Source organism: Vogesella sp. (genome assembly GCF_046297735.1).
Taxonomy (GTDB): domain Bacteria; phylum Pseudomonadota; class Gammaproteobacteria; order Burkholderiales; family Chromobacteriaceae; genus Vogesella; species Vogesella urethralis.
This window is the reverse complement of sequence record NZ_JBKBHK010000001.1, coordinates 491,720-509,114: the sequence shown is the minus strand read 5'-3', so window position 1 is coordinate 509,114 and position 17,395 is coordinate 491,720. Positions and strand designations below refer to the sequence as shown.

The window sequence follows — 17,395 nt, the reverse complement described above, 5'->3', positions numbered from 1 at the left end:
ATTCCGGCGCCGCGCCTGCCTGGCTGTGTTGGCGTGCATGGCTTTGTGCGGCGTTTCAGCACATGCGGATATAATCAGCCGCATTACGCCAGCCTCAGGTTTTGGTAATGGATAAGAAAAAGCTGTCTGAACGGGACATTTGCACCAAATTCATCACCCCCGCCGTGCAAGCTGCAGGTTGGGATACCCAGCGCCAGATGCGCGAAGAGGTAGGCCTTACCGCCGGGCGCGTGCTGGTGCGTGGCAACAAGGGGGTGCGTGACCGCAAGACGGTGCTGCGCGCCGACTACGTGCTGTACTTCAAGCCTGGCCTGCCACTGGCGGTGGTAGAAGCCAAGGACAACAAACACACGGTGCGCGATGGCATCCAGCAGGCGCTGAAGTACGCCGACATGCTGGATGTGCCGTTTGCCTTTTCCAGCAATGGCGACGGCTTTGTCTTCCACGACAAGACCCTGGCCGATGGCGTGCTGGAGCGCGAAATCACCTTGGCCGAGTTTCCGTCGCCAGACTTGCTGTGGCAGCGTTACCTTGCCTGGAAGGGCATTGCCAGCACGCAGGCAGCGCTATACGCGCAGGATTACCACCCCGGCCGCACCGCACGTTACTACCAGGTTAATGCCATCAACCGTTCGGTAGAGGCCGTGATCAAAGGCCAAAAGCGCGTGCTGCTGGTGATGGCCACCGGCACCGGCAAAACCTTTACCGCGTTCCAGATCATCTGGCGGCTGTGGAAGTCCGGCACATCCAAGCGCATCCTGTTTCTGGCCGACCGCAACATTCTGGTTGACCAAACCATGGTGGGCGATTTCAAGCCCTTTAAAGGCGCCATGGCCAAGCTCAGCGTCAATCAGAAAGGCGTGGAAAAAGTGGATGCCTCGGGGCAAATCAGCACCGAGATGGTGGCGCTGGGCGTGAATGCCGCCACCAAGAAGGTGGATAAATCCTACGAGATTTACCTGTCACTGTATCAGGCCGTTACCGGCAGCGAAGAAGAACGCAATATCTACAAGCAGTTCAGCCCCGACTTTTTCGACCTGGTGGTCATCGACGAATGCCACCGTGGCAGCGCCGCCGAAGATTCGGCCTGGCGCGACATTCTCGACTACTTCGGCAGCGCCGTGCACTTGGGCCTTACCGCCACGCCGAAAGAAACGGCAGACGTTTCCAACATCACCTACTTTGGCGAGCCGGTATACACCTACTCGCTCAAGCAAGGCATCGAAGACGGCTTCCTGGCACCGTACAAGGTCATCCGTGTCGATCTGGACAAAGACCTGGGCTGGCGCCCGCCCGTAGGCAAGGTGGATGCCAAGGGCCAGATCGTTGAAGACCGCATCTACAACCAGAAAGACATGAACAAGGCGCTGGTGCTTACCCAGCGCGACGAGGCCGTCGCCCGGCGCATAACCGAGCTGCTGCACGCCACCGGCCGCATGAACAAGACCATCGTGTTCTGCGAGGACATCGACCACGCCAGCCGTATGCGGCAAGCACTGCTGAATGCCAATAGCGACCTGGCGGCGGCCAACCCCAAGTACGTGGTGCAGATAACCGGCGACAATACCGAAGGCAAACTGGAGCTGGACAACTTCATCGACCCCAAGCGCGCCTACCCGGTGATTGCCACCACCAGCCGGCTGATGACCACCGGCGTGGATGCGCAAACCTGCAAGCTGGTGGTGCTGGACCGCACCATCAACAGCATGACCGAGTTCAAGCAGATCATCGGTCGCGGCACCCGTATCAACGAAGACTACGGCAAGCTGTGGTTCACCATTCTGGACTTCAAGAAAGCCACCGAAAACTTTGCCGACCCGGCGTTTGACGGCGAGCCCACCGTTATCTACGAACCGAGTGGTGGGGAGCCTATTACCCCACCCGAAGACACCGTGCTGCCGCCGGAAGGCGACGCTGCGCCCATGCCTGGTGCCGGTGAAGATGCCGGCGAAGCGGGCGATGCCCACGGCGGGCAGGGCGGTGGCGGGCGCGTCAAGTACGTCATCAACGACGTGCCGGTGTACGTGGTGAACGAGCGCGTGCAGTACATGGGCAGCGATGGCAAGCTGATTACCGAATCGCTGAAGGACTACACCCGCATCCAGCTGAACCAGCGTTTTGCTTCGCTGGACGCCTTCCTGCAAAGCTGGAGCGACGCTGACAAAAAGCAGGCCATCGTTGACGAGCTGGAAGCGCTGGGCGTGTTTTTTGACGAGCTGGCCAAAGAAGTAGGCAAAGACCTGGACCCGTTCGACCTGATCTGCCATATCGCCTTCGGCCAAAAGCCGCTTACCCGCCGCGAGCGTGCCGAGCAGGTAAAGAAAAAAGACTACTTCGCCCGCCACAGCGGTACCGCCCGCCGCGTGCTGGAAAAGCTGCTGGACAAATACGCCGATGAAGGCATTGCCAATATCGAACAAACCGAGGTGTTGCGAACGCCAGACTTTGCCGCCCTGGGTTCGCCGGTAGAGCTGATCAAATCGTTTGGCGGCAAGCCGCAATACCACCGCGCCGTGCGCGAGCTGGAACAAGCCCTGTACCAATAGCCCCCACGCCACCGACGCTGACGTGCCGGTAAAAACCGGCACCAGCGCCGTACTTGCCTTAAAATGCCACCCCACACGCGGGGCCAGCCGCCGCGGCTGCGCCCGCCGCGCGGGCTGCGCCGCCTTGCGGCCAACCTGGCACCCCTAGCACCGACCAGCTTTCCGAGACGTTCATGACCATCAGCACCACCCTCATCAAATCCATCCAGGACATCATGCGCCAGGATGCCGGCATCGATGGCGATGCCCAGCGTATTTCGCAGCTTTCCTGGCTGCTGTTCCTCAAGATTTTCGACGACCAGGAAACCGAAATCGAGATGATGCGCGATGACTACGTCTCGCCCATCCCGGAAGCCTACCGCTGGCGCAACTGGGCGGCCGACGCCGAAGGCATTACCGGCGACGCCTTGCTGAACTTCGTCAACAACCAGCTGTTTGCCGAGCTGAAAGACCTGTACACCGCCACCAACCCGCGCGCCGAGGTGGTACAGGCGGTGTTTGAAGACGCCTTCAACTACATGAAGTCCGGCCAGCTGCTGCGCCAGGTCATCAACAAGATCAACGAAATCGACTTCAACAGCCAGCAAGACCGCCACCAGTTCAACGACCTGTACGAAAAAATCCTCAAAGACCTGCAAAGCGCCGGCAACGCCGGCGAGTTCTACACCCCGCGTGCGGTGACACAGTTCATGGTGGATAGGGTCAATCCGCAGCTGGGCGAAGCGGTGCTGGACCCGGCCTGCGGCACCGGCGGCTTTCTGGCCTGCGCGCTGGAGCATCTGCGCCAGCAGGTAAAGACGGTGGACGACCAGGCCCTGCTGCAGCAAGCCATCCACGGCGTGGAAAAAAAGCAGCTGCCGCACCTGCTGTGCATTACCAATATGCTGCTGCACGGCATCGAGGTACCCAGCCAGATCCGCCACGACAACACGCTGGCGCGCCCGCTGGTGAGCTACGGCCCGCGCGACATGGTGGACGTCATCCTCAGCAACCCGCCGTTTGGCGGCACCGAAGAGCCGGGCATCGAGGCCAACTTCCCGGCCGATGTACGCACCAAGGAAACCGCCGACCTGTTTCTGGTGTTGATGGTGGAGCTACTCAAGCAAAACGGCCGCGCCGCCGTGGTGCTGCCCGACGGCACGCTGTTTGGCGAAGGCGTTAAAACGCGCATCAAGGAAAAGCTGCTCACCGAGTGCAACCTGCACACCATCGTGCGCCTGCCCAACGGCGTGTTTGCGCCGTACACCGGCATCAAGACCAATCTGCTGTTCTTTACCAAAGGCCAGCCCACAAAAGACATTTGGTACTACGAGCACCCGTACCCGGCCGGCTACAAGAGCTACAGCAAAACCAAGCCGATTCGCATCGATGAGTTCGATGCTGAAAAAGCCTGGTGGGGCAGCGAAGCCGACGGCTTTGCCAGCCGCGTCGAGAACGAGTTCGCCTGGAAAGTCAGCATCGACGACATCCGCGCCAAGGGCTTTAACCTGGACCAGAAAAACCCGCATGTCGGCGAAACCGTCAGCCACGACCCGGACGAGCTGCTGGCGCAGTACCAGGCGCTGCAGGCCGACGCGCAAGCCTTGCGCGACCAGCTGAAAGCCATCCTCGCCGCCGCATTGGCCGGCTCGTCGGCAGACACGGGGGCCAAGGCATGAAGTTGACCGAAGGCTTCAACCTGCTGGCCACCGCGCCGGACGGCATCAAGCGCCTGCGCGAGCTGATTCTGAGCCTGGCGGTACAGGGCAAGCTGGTGCCGCAAGACCCGAACGACAAGCCGGCGAGCGAGCTGCTGAAGCAAATCCGTGCCGAGAAACAGCGGCTGGTTGCGGAAGGGAAAATAAAAAAGGATAAGGAGCTGTCTGTTATCGCTCCTGATGAGCAGCCATTTAAAATTCCCGCTACTTACGAGTTGATTAGACTGGGCACTGTCCTCAGTATGGTTAATGGTCGTGCATTCAGGTCGGCAGACTGGATTTGTGAAGGAATTCCAATTATCCGAATTCAGAACTTGAATAATATTGATGCACCATTTAACTATTGCGCACGAGAGGGTCTTGATGAGCGTCATCTTGTTCGAAATGGGAATTTGCTCATAAGTTGGTCAGGTACGCCTGGTACGTCATTTGGTGCTTTTATTTGGAATAGAGGGGAGGCGGCGTTAAATCAACACATTTTCCGCTGCGAACAAATTGGTTCCGCCTATGCCCCGGAATTTTTAAAACTTGCGATAAACAGCCAGCTAAATGTGCTCATTTCTCAAGCGCAAGGTGGTGTGGGACTTCAACATGTGACGAAGGGAACGCTGGAATCACTAGTTCTGCCACTCCCCCCTCTCGCCGAACAATCCCGCATCGTCGCCAAGGTCGAAGAGCTGATGGCGCTGTGCGATGCACTGGAAGCGCGCGGCCAACTGGAGGCCGAGCAGCACGCCCGCCTCACCGCCACACTGTTCGACGCGCTGGCTGCCAGCGAGTCGGCGCAACAGCTGCAGGAAAACTGGGCCAGGTTGGCCGCAAGTTTCGACCTGGTGCTGGACCGCCCGCAAGCGGTAGACGCGCTGGAACAAACCATTTTGCAATTGGCCGTGCGCGGCCTGCTGGTGCCACAAGACCCGGCCGACGAACCCGCCAGCGAACTACTCAAGTGTAGGATCCCATTTCCGTCTAGATTTGGGACATTACTAAATCAACGGGGTTCTAGCTGAAAGTGGGACGGATCAGGCACCGGCGTCCCATTTTCGTAGATTATCCTCTCCCATGCGTTAGCACGTCGCTTCACGGTGTCGTGCCACTTCGTCAGATCGCCGACGCTGTGCTTGGCGATGAACCGTTCAAGCGCTTCGGAACGAGTATATACCAACTGGCGGCATGCTTCGATGCTGGTTCCCCGAAGGGGATAGATCGATACAGCCTTCAGCATGAGCATTGCCTTTCGGGGGGAGCGGCCAATCCTGTCAGCTATCTCGGTACCGAAAATGTGCTGACGGAGGAACCGATCTACGTCGACTTTTCGGACTCGGGAGCCATGGTGCTTGCTTGTCCCGAGCTTGTGAGACCGAATGTAGTCGTTCTGGGTGAGCCAGTAAGCAACCTGCTGTTTCACCCCCAGCACTTCCGCAAGCTCGGGAATCGTAATCCAGTTGGCCCGATCTGTTTGCATGGCGGCTCGCCACTGGATCAGATCCTTACGCTTGAACACCCAGCGGCTGATGCCTGTTTTGCCGATAAGCGTTCTGTTCAGCACCAGTGTCCCCGCCTTGACCTCCTCCACTAACGACACAACCTCGTCCGCGTTCCACTGCCAGTATTGTAAGACGTCCGCGAGCGATATCTCGTCATCTTCTATGTAGTAAACACGAGGAAGCGCCTCGCCCAGTTCTGCCAGCTGGTATACCTCCGTACTGGAGATGCACCACGGCAGGTGCTGCTGGTCGTTCACACGTCTGGCGGATGGGAAAAGCAGCTTCAGTATCCGCCTCATCCTTACTTTGCCCAGCCCAAGAATCTCCATGGCCTTGCTCAGGGTGATTTCTCCAGCCAGCTCCTCCTCCACTCGTGCCAACTGGTCTTTCCGTACCATCAGGAAATGCCTGCCCTTGGCGCTGATTGTCTCTTGTCCATCCAGTTGCCCAGATCGGACGAGATACCTCACCCTGGCCATCGAGATGCCGAGCCGGTCTGCTGCAGCCTTGCCCGGTATCCACTGTACGTTTTCCAGTATGGTATCGGTCAGGCGTCGGTTTCGTTTGGCCAGTGCGCCTTTCCAGTTATGAGAGACCCACTGTTCAAATGCTTCCCGCACAGGACTGTAGATGCCACCGCGCAGGCCTCCTTTATATAGGTATTGGTACGCATCCTTGAACACGGCTTTCAGACTGATCCTGGCTTCTCCACCAGTGTTCTGTATCACATCTAGCATACGGTGAAATTTCTCTGGCCAGAAAACCAGCATCTCTGCCGCCAGTGACGAGACGGTCCAGGACACAACCATTGCACCTGCGTTGGCGATCTTGAGCGGTTTTTGGCTTGCAGCCGGATCCAGATACGCCCCTAGATACCGGATCAGCGATTGCACTTGATCAATCGTCATCCCATGGAACGGATAGCCATGCTGGTAGCGGATGTCCTGTCTGAACAGTATCTGCTCTAGTACCTCGCCGAGCAAAATGCTGGCGGGTGGTGCATCCTCCGGCATCTCCTGACGGAGGTCCGCACCACAGTTACAGCGCAGCAAGCTATCCCGTTGCCAAGTTAGGTGTTCTCCACAGCTTGAGCAGCGATCGATCAGCCACACGCCATGCTTATGGCAGGTGTCAAAGTGCAGAACTTCCCACCCCAGTTGCCAGCGAGGATCTTCTCCTAGGCAGTGAGGACAAAACCGAGCGTACTGTCGATTCCAGATACCCGGCTGTCCTTGCTGAAGCGTGGCCACGTACCGCACCTGCTCATGTAATTCCGGATAGAGCTGCGGGTGTGGCAGTAGTTGTTGCTGCAGTAAGGCCTCCACGTCGTATGCGATTCCAATTTGCGCCAAGTCCCGCAGATTCATGAAATTGGCTTCTGCCAGTCTGAACAGGTAGCCAGTGGGACCCTCGGTCCGAGAGGGATGAGGGCGGATTAAAAGAGTCGGTATTGGTGGTGCATTGGTACTGTCATGCATTGCTTGCACCTCCCTTGGTGGTCCGTAATCCGAGTTTTACGGCGACGGGGGAGCCAACAGGGTCCTTGCGCGTATGCTGGTAGAAAACTTCCCCTGGTCGGTTTAGTGGGCGTATGGGTGATTCGGGGTGAAATGGGTTCAGGATGTCTGGTACATCTTTCCAGATCCGCTCGCGGAAACCGGCAGCCAGCACGTCTAGCGACAACGTATTCAATCTGGCCAGGTTGGCGGCACATACCGCACCCTCTAGTAGCTTGATGGTGTAGTCGAGTAAGCCAAAGCTGGCCGTATGAATGCGACGGGCAAGATTAGCCTCATGCAGGGGAATCTCGCTTTCCATCGGTAGGCACGGGGCAATGGCTTTGAGCAGACCGCGGTACTCGATGAAATCTGCCTCATCTTCAAGGGAGAAAGGGTCCATCTGGATGCATTGCGAGAAGCGGCGAGACAACTGCTCATTACTACGGATGACCAGTTCTGCGGCGGGCAGGCCACACCCGATTACCACCAGACCTGTGCTTTCCAGCAGGTTTTTTAGCCAGTCGGTGACATCGCGAAATGCTGTCACGCTCGGGGTGTAGAACAGGTGCTGAAACTCATCCAGCAGCAATACTTCCACACTGCACTGCTTGATGAATTCCACGAGCCGGGTCGTCTTTTCGGGTGCAGTGCCGCGATGTGATTTACGGTCTCCCATGGTCTCAAGAATGGCACCGGCCAAGCTTCGTACCGTGGGAGAGGAGGGCACTCGAACGATCAGTACAGGGATCTGTGTCCGTTGTGCTCCAAAGGTGCGGGGATATTCAGCTGCATAGGTTTTCAGGACGGTACTTTTACCAGCACCGGAAGGCCCGATCAGTAGCATGCCACCGCCCACACCATGGGTACGACGTCGGTGGTGCAACTCGGCGATTAGGAACACAGCATTTCGGAATCGCTGGTGGCAAATCGGCTCCAGTAGCAGCTTGTAGCCCAGCACTTTCTCCGAGGCGACGCCGGCAGCTGGAACAAACTTTTTCATCATCAGAAGGGGATCCATCAGATACCCCCTTTCTTGGTCGATACAGAAAACTCAGGCAGGTCGTCGCTCAAGCCGTCCGGTAGGTCTACCGGAGGGGTAACCTTCTTCCGCTTTGCGGGTTTGCGGGCTTCGGCCAATGGGTCCTGTTTCGCAAGTGCAGCCTCACTATTCAGGTTGTACTGACGTGCCCCCGACTTACGATAGCCCATCTTTTTGTGCTGCAGCGCCGCTTGCGCGATCTCCTGGATTTCGCGTTTTGCCTCCAGCAACTCCGCTGTATTGCACTGCTCACCGAACTTCTTGCGCGCATGGGCGCGGATGGTGCGGTGCATTTCCCTGGTGAGACCCGCAGCGTACTCAATATCTCGAGCCGGCACACGGAGGTACACCTTGCTGTCCGGATCCAGGACATGGATGTGGCCAACATCGTCCTCGTAATACTTGATATCCACAGGAAGGTTCTTACCGGTACGGCGGCGAATAAGTTGTACGGTGTGATCGTTGTAGTGCAGGCCTTCGAATTCGATCCCATAGTGAAATAACGTGCGTTGGGCAGGGATACCGGCAATCAGCTCCAACTGCTGAGGATCGAGCGGTAAGGCAATTGGCGTGGTTTCGGCTGATTCCTGCCATCGGTCCAGTGGCCGGCTTTTGATACCCCGGTGCGGAGTGACGTTGTAAACGTCGACAATCCATTTGATGACCAAGTGGGTTAACGTCTGCATATCCAGGCAGGCCTGCTTTTCTGAGTCGTAATCTCCTCGCTGTGTTGGGTTGGAAAAGGTAGTTCCAGGCAAGGAATGAATCAGTCCCGCGCTTATGGTCCGGTTGAGACGCTCGATCCCGCCTTTCTGGAAAGGCATTTTCGAACCGCAGAACAACAGTTCAATTGCCAGTTCAAGACATGCTTGTTGGAAGCCAGTGCCATGCAGGTCTGGGCCATTGTCTACGGCGGCCAGTCCAGGTATCCCATGTGCAGGCCAGATATTTTTGATGTCTGGAAATTGAGAAAGCAGATCATCCTTAGGCAGGATACTGCGACGCAGACACTGTAATAGTGAGTTCGACGACGGTGCACCAATACTGATGTAGAAGCCGACAACCATCCGAGAATAACTATCGATCGCCAGGGTAATCCATGGCCGCCCCAGCGCCAGCCCCGTCACCAAGTCGATAATGATGATATCCAGCGGCGTATGGTCGATCTCTATGCGCTCCAATATGGCTTGAGTCTTGACCATGCCAATGGCGGCCCGGTACTTCATGCGAGTGGCTTCAGCCCCTTCCCGAGCCAGATCGACCAAGTCTTGCTGAAGCTCTCCCAACCAACGATAAACGGTGGTTCGCCCTGGACATTTCATCTGTTCATGTGTGGGTAGCATCTGATTGATAGCCAGGACGCGCTCTCTGATGCGTTCATAGACCTTGAGCTGGGGTAGCTTGTTATTTGTCAGGTAAACCTCAGCAAGCACCTCTTCGAAAATGGCATAGCTGGGCTTGTGCTGGTGGACAGACGCCGGGCGATTCCAAGGAATCAGCTTCAGAATGGACCGGGTTTGCCGGTAACGCCGCCACCAGACAGAGACAGTCGAAGGGCATGGCGGCTCCATATCGCCGATTTCTGCTGCGATTTCACCGATACGTTCAGCCCATACAGCTGGGTTATAGGCGGTCTGATCTGGGTTCAGTTGCTGCAGGTAGTACAAACGGCGTTTGGCAATCTGCTGGATTTTGATTGGATAGGTCGATAGATCACGAGGGGTAACGACATAGAGCACGTTCCCCAGATTAGCCAGTGACTGCTCATCAATCAGCCACTCTTGCGATTGCCAGCGTTGCAAGAGCTCGGCATACGTCAGATTCAGGATTTCGCCATCCTCGGAACACAGCTGCAACTTGCCGCTGGCGAGCCGTCGATCCAACTCCCAGCGCGTCTGTCCAGCAATGAAGAGAAGCCCTCGCTTAAAAGTAAATCGCTGCATTTGCTCCTCCGGTGGGTAGTTGCACGGAGGATGCCGGTGTGAGTACCTGCGACAGGTCAGCGACAAGCAAGCCTTTTGCTATCAGGGCATAGGCCACATCTGTACCAAACATATCCAGGTACTCTTGAAGACTGCCGTGGTTGTATCCGTGCAGCTTCGCTGCAATCTCCTTGACTGACGGTAAGTTCGCGGGAGGGTAGTTGTACCAATGTCGTAGTCGCTTAAGATTGCTGAACTGGGGTTCTTGGTATATTTCCTGTTCGGTCAGGATCAGAAAATGTTCGCCCTGCTCCTGTAGATGCTTTGCTATCCATGTGTATTTGGTTTTTACCACGGGCCGTTTGAGCTCGCCTGATGGTTTGACCTCAATGAGCAAGGAGGTCTCATCGCACAAGTTAACGCGTAGATCCGGGACATAGCGACACATCACTTCGCCGTTCCAATAGACAACTTCCTCAGGCTGCTCCTGATAGCTGATCACACCCGGTGACAGCTCAATCAATAGCAGAGCAGCTTTTTCTAGGGGGGACTCCCAAAGCACCATTCTGTCGAGTTTTTTTGAGGGGAAGTCACCACGAATGTTCCTCCCCCTACGGGTAACGACTTTGCGTACTCGCATCGTTTTCTCCTGGTAACGCAGGCAAGACTTCTCCCTGCGCTACCACGCATCTGTTTGGAAAAAGCCAATCGCAGGACGAGCGAAACCGCCGTTCAGCTGCTTGCTGACCGTTTTTGGCTTGAAGTGTGGGAAAGTGGCTTGACCGCTAAGATGCGTGAGACGATACTGAGCTTGTTGAGGGCAAAGGTTTCGGCTTTTGCATCAAAGGGCTAGCCACTGTGCTAGCCTTTTTTACATATCTGTCTCCTCGTTCTGAGTTGGTGACGCCCCCTCTACACGAGGGAATTTCCAATTTAAATATCCAAACAAAGCTTTGTCCCCCACTCATGGGGTGCGGCTGTCCCCTTCGGCGGAGAGCTTCCTTGGTGAACGACGCTGCATTGCCTCATGTAGGATGGCGATCAGTTCCGCGTTCACACTGCGGAAGTTTGAAGCGGCTTGAGTTTTCAGCCAGTTTGCTACCGGCATCGGTAACCGATATTGCGACCGGTAAATTTCTGTTTGGGCATCCATCATCGTAGTGCTCCAAGTGTGTTGACACATTTCTCATATTGGCATGGTTTTATTCTAGTGCCAATTTTATGCTTGAAATTTCTTAAAATGATGTCAAACTGACATCAATTCTGGGGCTTAACTAGGCAAAGCCAATGACTGACGACATTTACCGCACACAACTCCGCCTCCCAATCAGAGTGTATGAACGATTAAGAGTCGCAGCCGAGGAGTCTGGCAGGTCACTCAATGCCGAAATCGCACATCGGCTAGACGTGTCCCTGACCGCGAAGACCATAGGTACTGATGCCAGCCAGCCCACAGAAAGGCAAAAAGCAGAACTCCTGCTGGACTTTGAAGCATGGCTGAGAGAGTCGAGTACCTACCAAAATGAAAAAACGGCTTACCGAGAATACTGCCGTCTCTACAACGGTGCAGACCCCGATTGGGAACAAGTTGAGCCAGTCCATGGCATTGAAGAGGTAAACCCACGATTCCTGCGCGACCTGGCATTAGCGTGGCGCCGATATGCTAGGGAGTCCGTATATGTTCAGCAGTTCACAGACCCAACACGGCCGCAGCGCCTTGCCCCTGAGCGCCGCAAAGGCGAACTTGTGATGTCTTATCTCGGCTGGTGCAACGCACTGGAGAATGACCCACTAGCACCAGCTTCATTGGTTGAGTTTTGCAGGCAATACAACGATGGAGAGGGGCGCAAGGTCCTGGAGATGCCCGAGATTTCCCCCGGCTATCTAGAGGAGCTCATGGGTGTATGGCTTTACAACTTGCCCGTGCAGCTCGCCGGGACTCCTGGCGATAGAGACTTCATGCACCAAGCGCTGAAGGCTATGCAGAAACATCAAGAGGACAAGCTTAAAACCATTGAAGCGGCCATGAGCCGTTTTGCTGATGTGGATCTGGGCAAGATGTGATCGCGGACAGTCTCTCAGGCATTGCCATGAGGGGGATGCCATTGGTACTCCAGAGCAGCTAGCACGTCCTCCAGGAAGTACCTGCGCCCGGCCCTTGGCAAGCAGGCCGGCGGCATGCTGATGGACCGACGTCCACCCCACCTTGAGTAGCACGTGACTTTAGCGTCCAATCCACCATGACAAGGAGTTGGACATGAAGAAACGATTCACCGAAGAACAGATCATCGGCTTCCTGCGCGAAGCAGAAGCCGGCATGCCAGTCGCCGAGCTGTGCCGCAAGCATGCCTTCTCGGAAGCCAGCTACTACCTCTGGCGCAGCAAGTTTGGTGGCATGAATGTCTCGGAGGCCAAGCGTCTCAAAGAGCTGGAAGCCGAGAACGCTCGGCTGAAGAAGCTCCTGGCCGAGACCATGCTCGAGAACGAGATCACCAAGGAAGCCCTCCGAAAGAAGTGGTGAGCGCACCGTCACGGCGGGAGCTGGTGCGCCGCTTGATGGGCAAGGGGCTGAGTGAACGCCGCTCGTTGCGGGTGGCGGGCATGAGCCCCAGCGCTTTCCGCTACCAGCCGCGATCAGACCGTAATGCCTCGCTCAAGGAAAAAATCATCACCCTGGCGCAGCGCCACCGGCGCTACGGTGCCGGCATGATTTACCTGAAACTGCGGCAGGAAGGTATGCAGGTCAATCACAAACGGGTCGATCGGCTCTATGCCGAGGCGGGTCTGCAAATTCGTCGGCGCAAGTGCAAGAAAGTGCCGCTGGCAGACCGTCATCCGCTGGTGCGGCCGATGGCGGCCAACCAGGTTTGGTCGATGGACTTCGTGTTCGATCGGACAGCAGAGGGGCGTGTCATCAAGAGCCTGACCATCGTTGATGGCGCCACGCACGAAGCAGTGGCCATTGTGCCGGAACGGGCGATGAGCGGCGTGCACTTGACGCGCGTTCTCGACCAGTTGGCGCAGACGCGAGGCTTGCCCAAAGCCATCAGGACGGATTACGGCAAGGAGTTCTGCAGCCGTGCGATGCTCACTTGGGCGCATGCTCGGGGTGTTCAGCTCTTCCTCATTGAGCCGGGCAAGCCGAATCAGAACGCTTACATCGAATCGTTCAACGGGCGCTTCCGGGACGAATGCCTGAACGAACACTGGTTTACCAGTCTGCGCCATGCTCAGGTCGTCATCGAAGCCTGGCGAAGGGAATACAACAACGAAAGGCCGAAGAAAGCGCTGGGTGGTTTGACGCCAGCGGCCTACGCCAAATTACTGGCGGAGAAATCAGGTAAATTAGCCTCGGACTCTAAAGCGTAGTGCTACTGAGACTGGGGGGACGTCGCAATTAGCAGCCTGAGCTGTGCAGAAAGGGCTGGGTCATTACACCTTCAATAGCTTAGAGAATGTGCGCCAAGTAGTCAGCTATCCGTTGCTTGTTACGACTCATACCGGTACAGCCTCCGCGATAACCCGGGCACGGAAGGAGTCAGGCAGCGCATTGGGTGTCAGCACATCGACTGGCACACCAAGCAGTTTGCGCAGTTCGTAGCGGATGGCACCGATATCCATCATCGTAGTTTCAGGAGTCGGGTCTATCAGGATGTCGAGGTCGCTGTCGTCGGTATCGTCGCCGTGAATGACGGAACCAAACAGCCGTGCATTGCTAGCGCGATGGGCCTCGACAATGCTGCGAATGCTGGCCCGATGGGCTTGGAGAGCTTCAGAAGGTTTCATGACCTTACCAACAGGCCCATCAGAACTAAGGAAGGTCTGAATAAGTACCTGCGTCAAAATATCAGAATAATATAATCAATGCATTATGACGCACTAAGGTTGCAATCGGCTACTGAACCTCCCCCACTTTCCTAGATACCTCGTGAGTTTCACACTAGGCTCCACAAAGAAGTGTCATGAGCAAGTCGTGTTTCCCTGAAGAGTTCAAGATTGAAGCCGTCAAGCTGTTTACACAAGAATCAGGACAGGCCCGCTGGTGGCGGTATCGGACAGCCGAACGGCTACTTCAACCATTGGCGAACTCACCTTCCCGCCCCATACCATCCAAGCCAGCGGGATATCATCCTCTGCGCAAGTGCGAAACAGCTTTAGGCATAATACGTGCCACTAATTCTCAGAGGGAGAAAATTTACTGACATTGCTAATGTCATTTTGTGGTCTGATCTATGAGATACATCCGACATAGCTCGTCGGACATCAAACCGCTGGCCACCTAGCCATTGAAATCGGTTGTACCGGGGATGTCGACATGGCACCCATTCTTACCAAGGCTCACAGTTAGCTTCTATTGCACTTGCCCAAACCGCGAATGCATTCGCAATTTCACCTTCCACCAATACACCTGCTTCCAGCCCGTGATCCAGCCCTGATTTGGTGAAGTTTGCGCTACCCACATAAGCTTTTACAAAATCGGCAATAATGAGCTTGGCATGCAGGATAGGTGTCAGACCTTCATGCGGTTTAGGGGCCAGTACCCGTACCTGCGCACCGGCCTGTTTCAGGATCTTGACGAAGTTCCTCAACCCCTCTACATCGCGTTCTTTCATCTTGGCCTGGGGCTGAGTAAATATGGTGACTTGGATGCCTTGGTAACTCTGGCGTCCTGCAGCGGCCAACAGTGCTTGGGTGCCATCTGCGCGCCAGTAAGGTGAGAAAATTATGAGGTTCTCATTGGCGCTTTCCAAGAGCTTGCCAAGGGCGACGAGTAAACTACCTCCCCACAGACCTGAAAATGCGGACTGATTCGCCAAAAAGGGGTCCAGATGCTGCGGGGCGCTACATAGAGCTTGCGTGCCGGTGGTAATGGGTTGTCCGGCATAAGTCCCGTAAGCGTGCGAGTATGCTTCCCAGGGAACGCCAACAGTCAACTCATTCCAGGCCTCTTTCGGGAAAGACGGTAAATGCAGGTTGGCGTTCGCTCCGTGAGTAGATTGCATCTTGCTCACATGTGCGCTGACCGCCACGGTCATCTCGTGAGCCAGGACCCGGGCCTGTGGAATCGACAGGCTCTTCATATAGTTGGCTAGCCCATAGATGAGCAAGGCCCGCATCGTAATGCTCATGCCTGCCAGAAACCCTTGGGAATCCAGAGGCTCTGCCCCTTGTCGGCATAGCCGCCATGCAGGTAGGAGCGCGAGACACCAACGTTGAATGTTTCACAACCGCGCGAAATCTGGATGCAACCGGGACAGGCGGAGCCCACGTCCGAGCAAATTGGATCAAAAGCGCAGTTGTAGGCGTGCAGTGAAGCGTCATCGAACCAGCGCCGCAAGTAATGCTGGAAAAGCGTCAAGAGGCCGCCTGCAGTGTAGTTTTGCACTGAGGTAACATAAATTAGGAAGCTTAGGTCCATCGGCAGGATGTACTCCGTAAGCGTCTGGCTGTCGTAGCCGCTGTGGCGCCGTGCAGTAAGCATCAGCGTGTGGCTGATGGTATGCAACAGGTGAAACGGAGCAGCTATTTGCGCCCCCAGGGCCTTGGTTAGCTCTGCAGCTTGCCCGGGCGGCTGGGTCAGGATGGGACTATTTTTCAGCAAATAGGCCTGGGCAGCCGCCCTTGAAGCCAGAGCTTCAGGCGGCGGTGTCTCCCATCCCGCGCTGTGGACACACCAGTTCAAGACCTTGAGCGAGTCGAGTTTGATCCATAAAGCTTCGGTTTGAGCGCTCAAGGCATAGAGTACAGCCTTGCCCTTTGCCGAAGAACGCACCCGGTCTTCGAATGGATTAAGCTTGACCGGCACTTCGTCCGGGCTGCGCTCGGGCTCGCGCTTTTCGCGCGTGAAACCAACCGCCGATAAGACCACTTTGAGGTCAGGAATGTGGGCGATGTCCTGCACCCCGAACATGTCCTGCACGTCGCGCCAATCCTGGGTTCGGCTAGCCCTGATGGTCGGATCGACCGTAGCGTCGATAGACGGCTGAAGGCCTTGTCGACCGACATCATGGCGAAGCAGCACTGCTTCCATAGTGCGACGTTGCTTGATGAGTTCTAGTAAGACATCGTCGCGGTCGATGAAATGACGAACGGCTAGGAAGGTGCCCTCCGATGCCCCTGACTTGCTAATAAGCTTGGAAAGTTTCTCCTTCGAGATGTCGAGGATCGAACCTAGGTCAGTGCCGGCCGCAATGAGGGCCTCGAGCTTGACGATGTCTTGCTCAAGCTTTTCTCGTTCGGCGTGGATCTGACCTAGTTCCTCTGGGGTGGCCGTGCCTCCTTCGAGGATCTGCAGAAGCTGGGACTGCAAGGCCAAGCTATCAATGCAGCCGAGAAGTCCAAAGGCTACTCCTTCGGCTAAGTCCTTGGCGCGCCCCGTGAGCCCGCCGCCTTCGGCCAGTCGTGCGAGCTCACACTGCACACTCGAGACGAGTTGACCAGGCGTCTTGGAAAGCGCCACGAACTGCAACACTTGGGGGAAAAAGGCATCCCCACCTCCGACCGGTGTTCCCTTTTGCAGGGGCGGAAAGTTCTTGCCACTGTTGGCACTATTGACAGAGCAGGTCGGACACAAATCCGTGGTGGCGCCAGAGACGTTTTCGTCGGTGGTCATGTCGAAGAACATGTTCTGGCGGTACATGCCAGTGTTCGCTCGCAGGCCAAGGGCAATGTGGCCGCGCGCCGCTGGCGGGACCGTTATGGCTGTTATGTGGCCACAGCGGTGTACCACGACGTAGGGCACTTGGTGCATCAAGCCGTGGCAGCCCTTGCGGTTGCAGCGGATGTTAGCGTTGCCGCCGCTGCCCGTGATACGTCCTTGCGCGCTCGTGAGCACAAGCTCGGGCGCCCGCTTGGGTTTGTCGTGATTTTCCAGCGCGCCGCATTTGCTGCAACGTAGGACCATAGGAAACGGCGTAACATATATTTCGCTGGGGGCTTGAACCCGGAAGTCGTTGCGTTCGGCAGCTTCCTCGAAGAGAGCGTCAACCGAGCCGCCATTGCTCTTCCAATCGAAAAGGAACTTGCGTACCGCGTCAATCAGCTGATTGCGGTCGAGCCCTTCCAATGCGTCCTCTTTGTCCCCAACGCCAACGACCTGGGCCAGCGACTGATTGCGTAGGCGTGTGACGGCGCCCGGAAGGTAATTTTCGTAGAAGATCCGGCTGTTCTGAATCAGTTCTTGTTCGATCTGGTCGGCCATAGCG

At 56.3% G+C, this 17,395-nt stretch carries 13 protein-coding genes; 5 read left to right on the top strand and 8 right to left on the bottom strand.

Annotated features, from left to right (window positions below; all coding sequences use genetic code 11):
- The first annotated feature begins 107 nt into the window (after positions 1 to 107).
- From hsdR to ACK4FZ_RS02285, 3 genes are all read left to right on the top strand, one after another.
- Positions 108 to 2,546: an EcoAI/FtnUII family type I restriction enzme subunit R gene (gene hsdR, locus ACK4FZ_RS02295; RefSeq protein WP_409818109.1), complete on the top strand. Its 2,439-nt coding sequence runs from the start codon at positions 108 to 110 to the stop codon at positions 2,544 to 2,546.
- Positions 2,547 to 2,719: 173 nt separating this feature from the next.
- Positions 2,720 to 4,204, top strand: a complete 1,485-nt coding sequence (locus ACK4FZ_RS02290) for an N-6 DNA methylase (RefSeq protein ID WP_409818108.1) — start codon at positions 2,720 to 2,722, stop codon at positions 4,202 to 4,204.
- Positions 4,201 to 5,253 carry a restriction endonuclease subunit S gene (locus tag ACK4FZ_RS02285; protein WP_409818107.1) on the top strand — a complete coding sequence of 351 codons (1,053 nt, stop codon included), beginning with the start codon at positions 4,201 to 4,203 and terminating at the stop codon, positions 5,251 to 5,253. The genes ACK4FZ_RS02290 and ACK4FZ_RS02285 overlap by 4 nt, the downstream gene beginning before the upstream one ends.
- On the opposite strand, the gene ACK4FZ_RS02280 is transcribed toward ACK4FZ_RS02285, so the two are convergent.
- From ACK4FZ_RS02280 to ACK4FZ_RS02260, 5 genes are all read right to left on the bottom strand, one after another.
- Positions 5,235 to 7,208 carry a TniQ family protein gene (locus ACK4FZ_RS02280; RefSeq protein WP_409818106.1) on the bottom strand — a complete coding sequence of 658 codons (1,974 nt, stop codon included), beginning with the start codon at positions 7,206 to 7,208 and terminating at the stop codon, positions 5,235 to 5,237. The genes ACK4FZ_RS02285 and ACK4FZ_RS02280 overlap by 19 nt on opposite strands.
- Positions 7,201 to 8,247 carry a TniB family NTP-binding protein gene (locus ACK4FZ_RS02275; RefSeq protein WP_409818105.1) on the bottom strand — a complete coding sequence of 349 codons (1,047 nt, stop codon included), beginning with the start codon at positions 8,245 to 8,247 and terminating at the stop codon, positions 7,201 to 7,203. The genes ACK4FZ_RS02280 and ACK4FZ_RS02275 overlap by 8 nt, the downstream gene beginning before the upstream one ends.
- Entirely contained in the window at positions 8,247 to 10,211 is a 1,965-nt protein-coding gene (locus tag ACK4FZ_RS02270; RefSeq protein WP_409818104.1) for a Mu transposase C-terminal domain-containing protein, read from the bottom strand. Before ACK4FZ_RS02270 ends, ACK4FZ_RS02275 begins: the two co-directional genes overlap by 1 nt.
- Complete coding sequence (locus tag ACK4FZ_RS02265) at positions 10,192 to 10,830, bottom strand: TnsA endonuclease N-terminal domain-containing protein (RefSeq protein ID WP_409818103.1); 639 nt, start codon at positions 10,828 to 10,830, stop codon at positions 10,192 to 10,194. The genes ACK4FZ_RS02270 and ACK4FZ_RS02265 overlap by 20 nt, the downstream gene beginning before the upstream one ends.
- Positions 10,831 to 11,154: 324 nt before the next feature.
- Entirely contained in the window at positions 11,155 to 11,346 is a 192-nt protein-coding gene (locus ACK4FZ_RS02260; protein WP_409818102.1) for an Arc family DNA-binding protein, read from the bottom strand.
- Between the two features lie 131 nt (positions 11,347 to 11,477).
- Here ACK4FZ_RS02260 and ACK4FZ_RS02255 point away from each other — a divergent pair, with 131 nt between their 5' ends.
- Positions 11,478 to 12,254 (top strand): Arc family DNA-binding protein, encoded by a 777-nt coding sequence (locus ACK4FZ_RS02255; RefSeq protein WP_409818101.1) that lies wholly within the window; start codon positions 11,478 to 11,480, stop codon positions 12,252 to 12,254.
- A gap of 193 nt (positions 12,255 to 12,447) precedes the next feature.
- A protein-coding gene (locus ACK4FZ_RS02250) for an IS3 family transposase (RefSeq protein ID WP_409818100.1) occupies positions 12,448 to 13,559 on the top strand; the annotation gives its coding sequence in 2 pieces (ribosomal slippage) (positions 12,448 to 12,706 and positions 12,706 to 13,559; 1,113 coding nt in all).
- Positions 13,560 to 13,685: 126 nt separating this feature from the next.
- Here the strand turns inward: ACK4FZ_RS02250 and ACK4FZ_RS02245 are convergent.
- The 3 genes from ACK4FZ_RS02245 to ACK4FZ_RS02235 all read right to left on the bottom strand — a co-directional run bounded on the left by ACK4FZ_RS02245 (position 13,686) and on the right by ACK4FZ_RS02235 (position 17,391).
- Positions 13,686 to 13,976, bottom strand: coding sequence for a nucleotidyltransferase family protein (locus ACK4FZ_RS02245; protein ID WP_409818099.1), 291 nt, complete (start codon positions 13,974 to 13,976; stop codon positions 13,686 to 13,688).
- A gap of 542 nt (positions 13,977 to 14,518) precedes the next feature.
- A complete protein-coding gene (locus tag ACK4FZ_RS02240) occupies positions 14,519 to 15,319 on the bottom strand; it encodes a phospholipase D-like domain-containing protein (protein ID WP_409818098.1) in 801 nt (266 codons plus the stop codon).
- Positions 15,316 to 17,391 carry a hypothetical protein gene (locus tag ACK4FZ_RS02235; RefSeq protein WP_409818097.1) on the bottom strand — a complete coding sequence of 692 codons (2,076 nt, stop codon included), beginning with the start codon at positions 17,389 to 17,391 and terminating at the stop codon, positions 15,316 to 15,318. Before ACK4FZ_RS02235 ends, ACK4FZ_RS02240 begins: the two co-directional genes overlap by 4 nt.
- Positions 17,392 to 17,395 lie beyond the last annotated feature (4 nt).

What these genes read in the sequence shown, in the direction of transcription:
- hsdR (WP_409818109.1), top strand. Translation starts at nt 108, where the DNA reads ATGGATAAGAAAAAGCTGTCTGAACGGGACATTTGCACCAAATTCATC.
- ACK4FZ_RS02290 (WP_409818108.1), top strand. Translation starts at nt 2,720, where the DNA reads ATGACCATCAGCACCACCCTCATCAAATCCATCCAGGACATCATGCGC.
- ACK4FZ_RS02285 (WP_409818107.1), top strand. Translation starts at nt 4,201, where the DNA reads ATGAAGTTGACCGAAGGCTTCAACCTGCTGGCCACCGCGCCGGACGGC.
- ACK4FZ_RS02280 (WP_409818106.1), bottom strand. Translation starts at nt 7,208, where the DNA reads ATGCATGACAGTACCAATGCACCACCAATACCGACTCTTTTAATCCGC.
- ACK4FZ_RS02275 (WP_409818105.1), bottom strand. Translation starts at nt 8,247, where the DNA reads ATGGATCCCCTTCTGATGATGAAAAAGTTTGTTCCAGCTGCCGGCGTC.
- ACK4FZ_RS02270 (WP_409818104.1), bottom strand. Translation starts at nt 10,211, where the DNA reads ATGCAGCGATTTACTTTTAAGCGAGGGCTTCTCTTCATTGCTGGACAG.
- ACK4FZ_RS02265 (WP_409818103.1), bottom strand. Translation starts at nt 10,830, where the DNA reads ATGCGAGTACGCAAAGTCGTTACCCGTAGGGGGAGGAACATTCGTGGT.
- ACK4FZ_RS02260 (WP_409818102.1), bottom strand. Translation starts at nt 11,346, where the DNA reads ATGATGGATGCCCAAACAGAAATTTACCGGTCGCAATATCGGTTACCG.
- ACK4FZ_RS02255 (WP_409818101.1), top strand. Translation starts at nt 11,478, where the DNA reads ATGACTGACGACATTTACCGCACACAACTCCGCCTCCCAATCAGAGTG.
- ACK4FZ_RS02245 (WP_409818099.1), bottom strand. Translation starts at nt 13,976, where the DNA reads ATGAAACCTTCTGAAGCTCTCCAAGCCCATCGGGCCAGCATTCGCAGC.
- ACK4FZ_RS02240 (WP_409818098.1), bottom strand. Translation starts at nt 15,319, where the DNA reads ATGAGCATTACGATGCGGGCCTTGCTCATCTATGGGCTAGCCAACTAT.
- ACK4FZ_RS02235 (WP_409818097.1), bottom strand. Translation starts at nt 17,391, where the DNA reads ATGGCCGACCAGATCGAACAAGAACTGATTCAGAACAGCCGGATCTTC.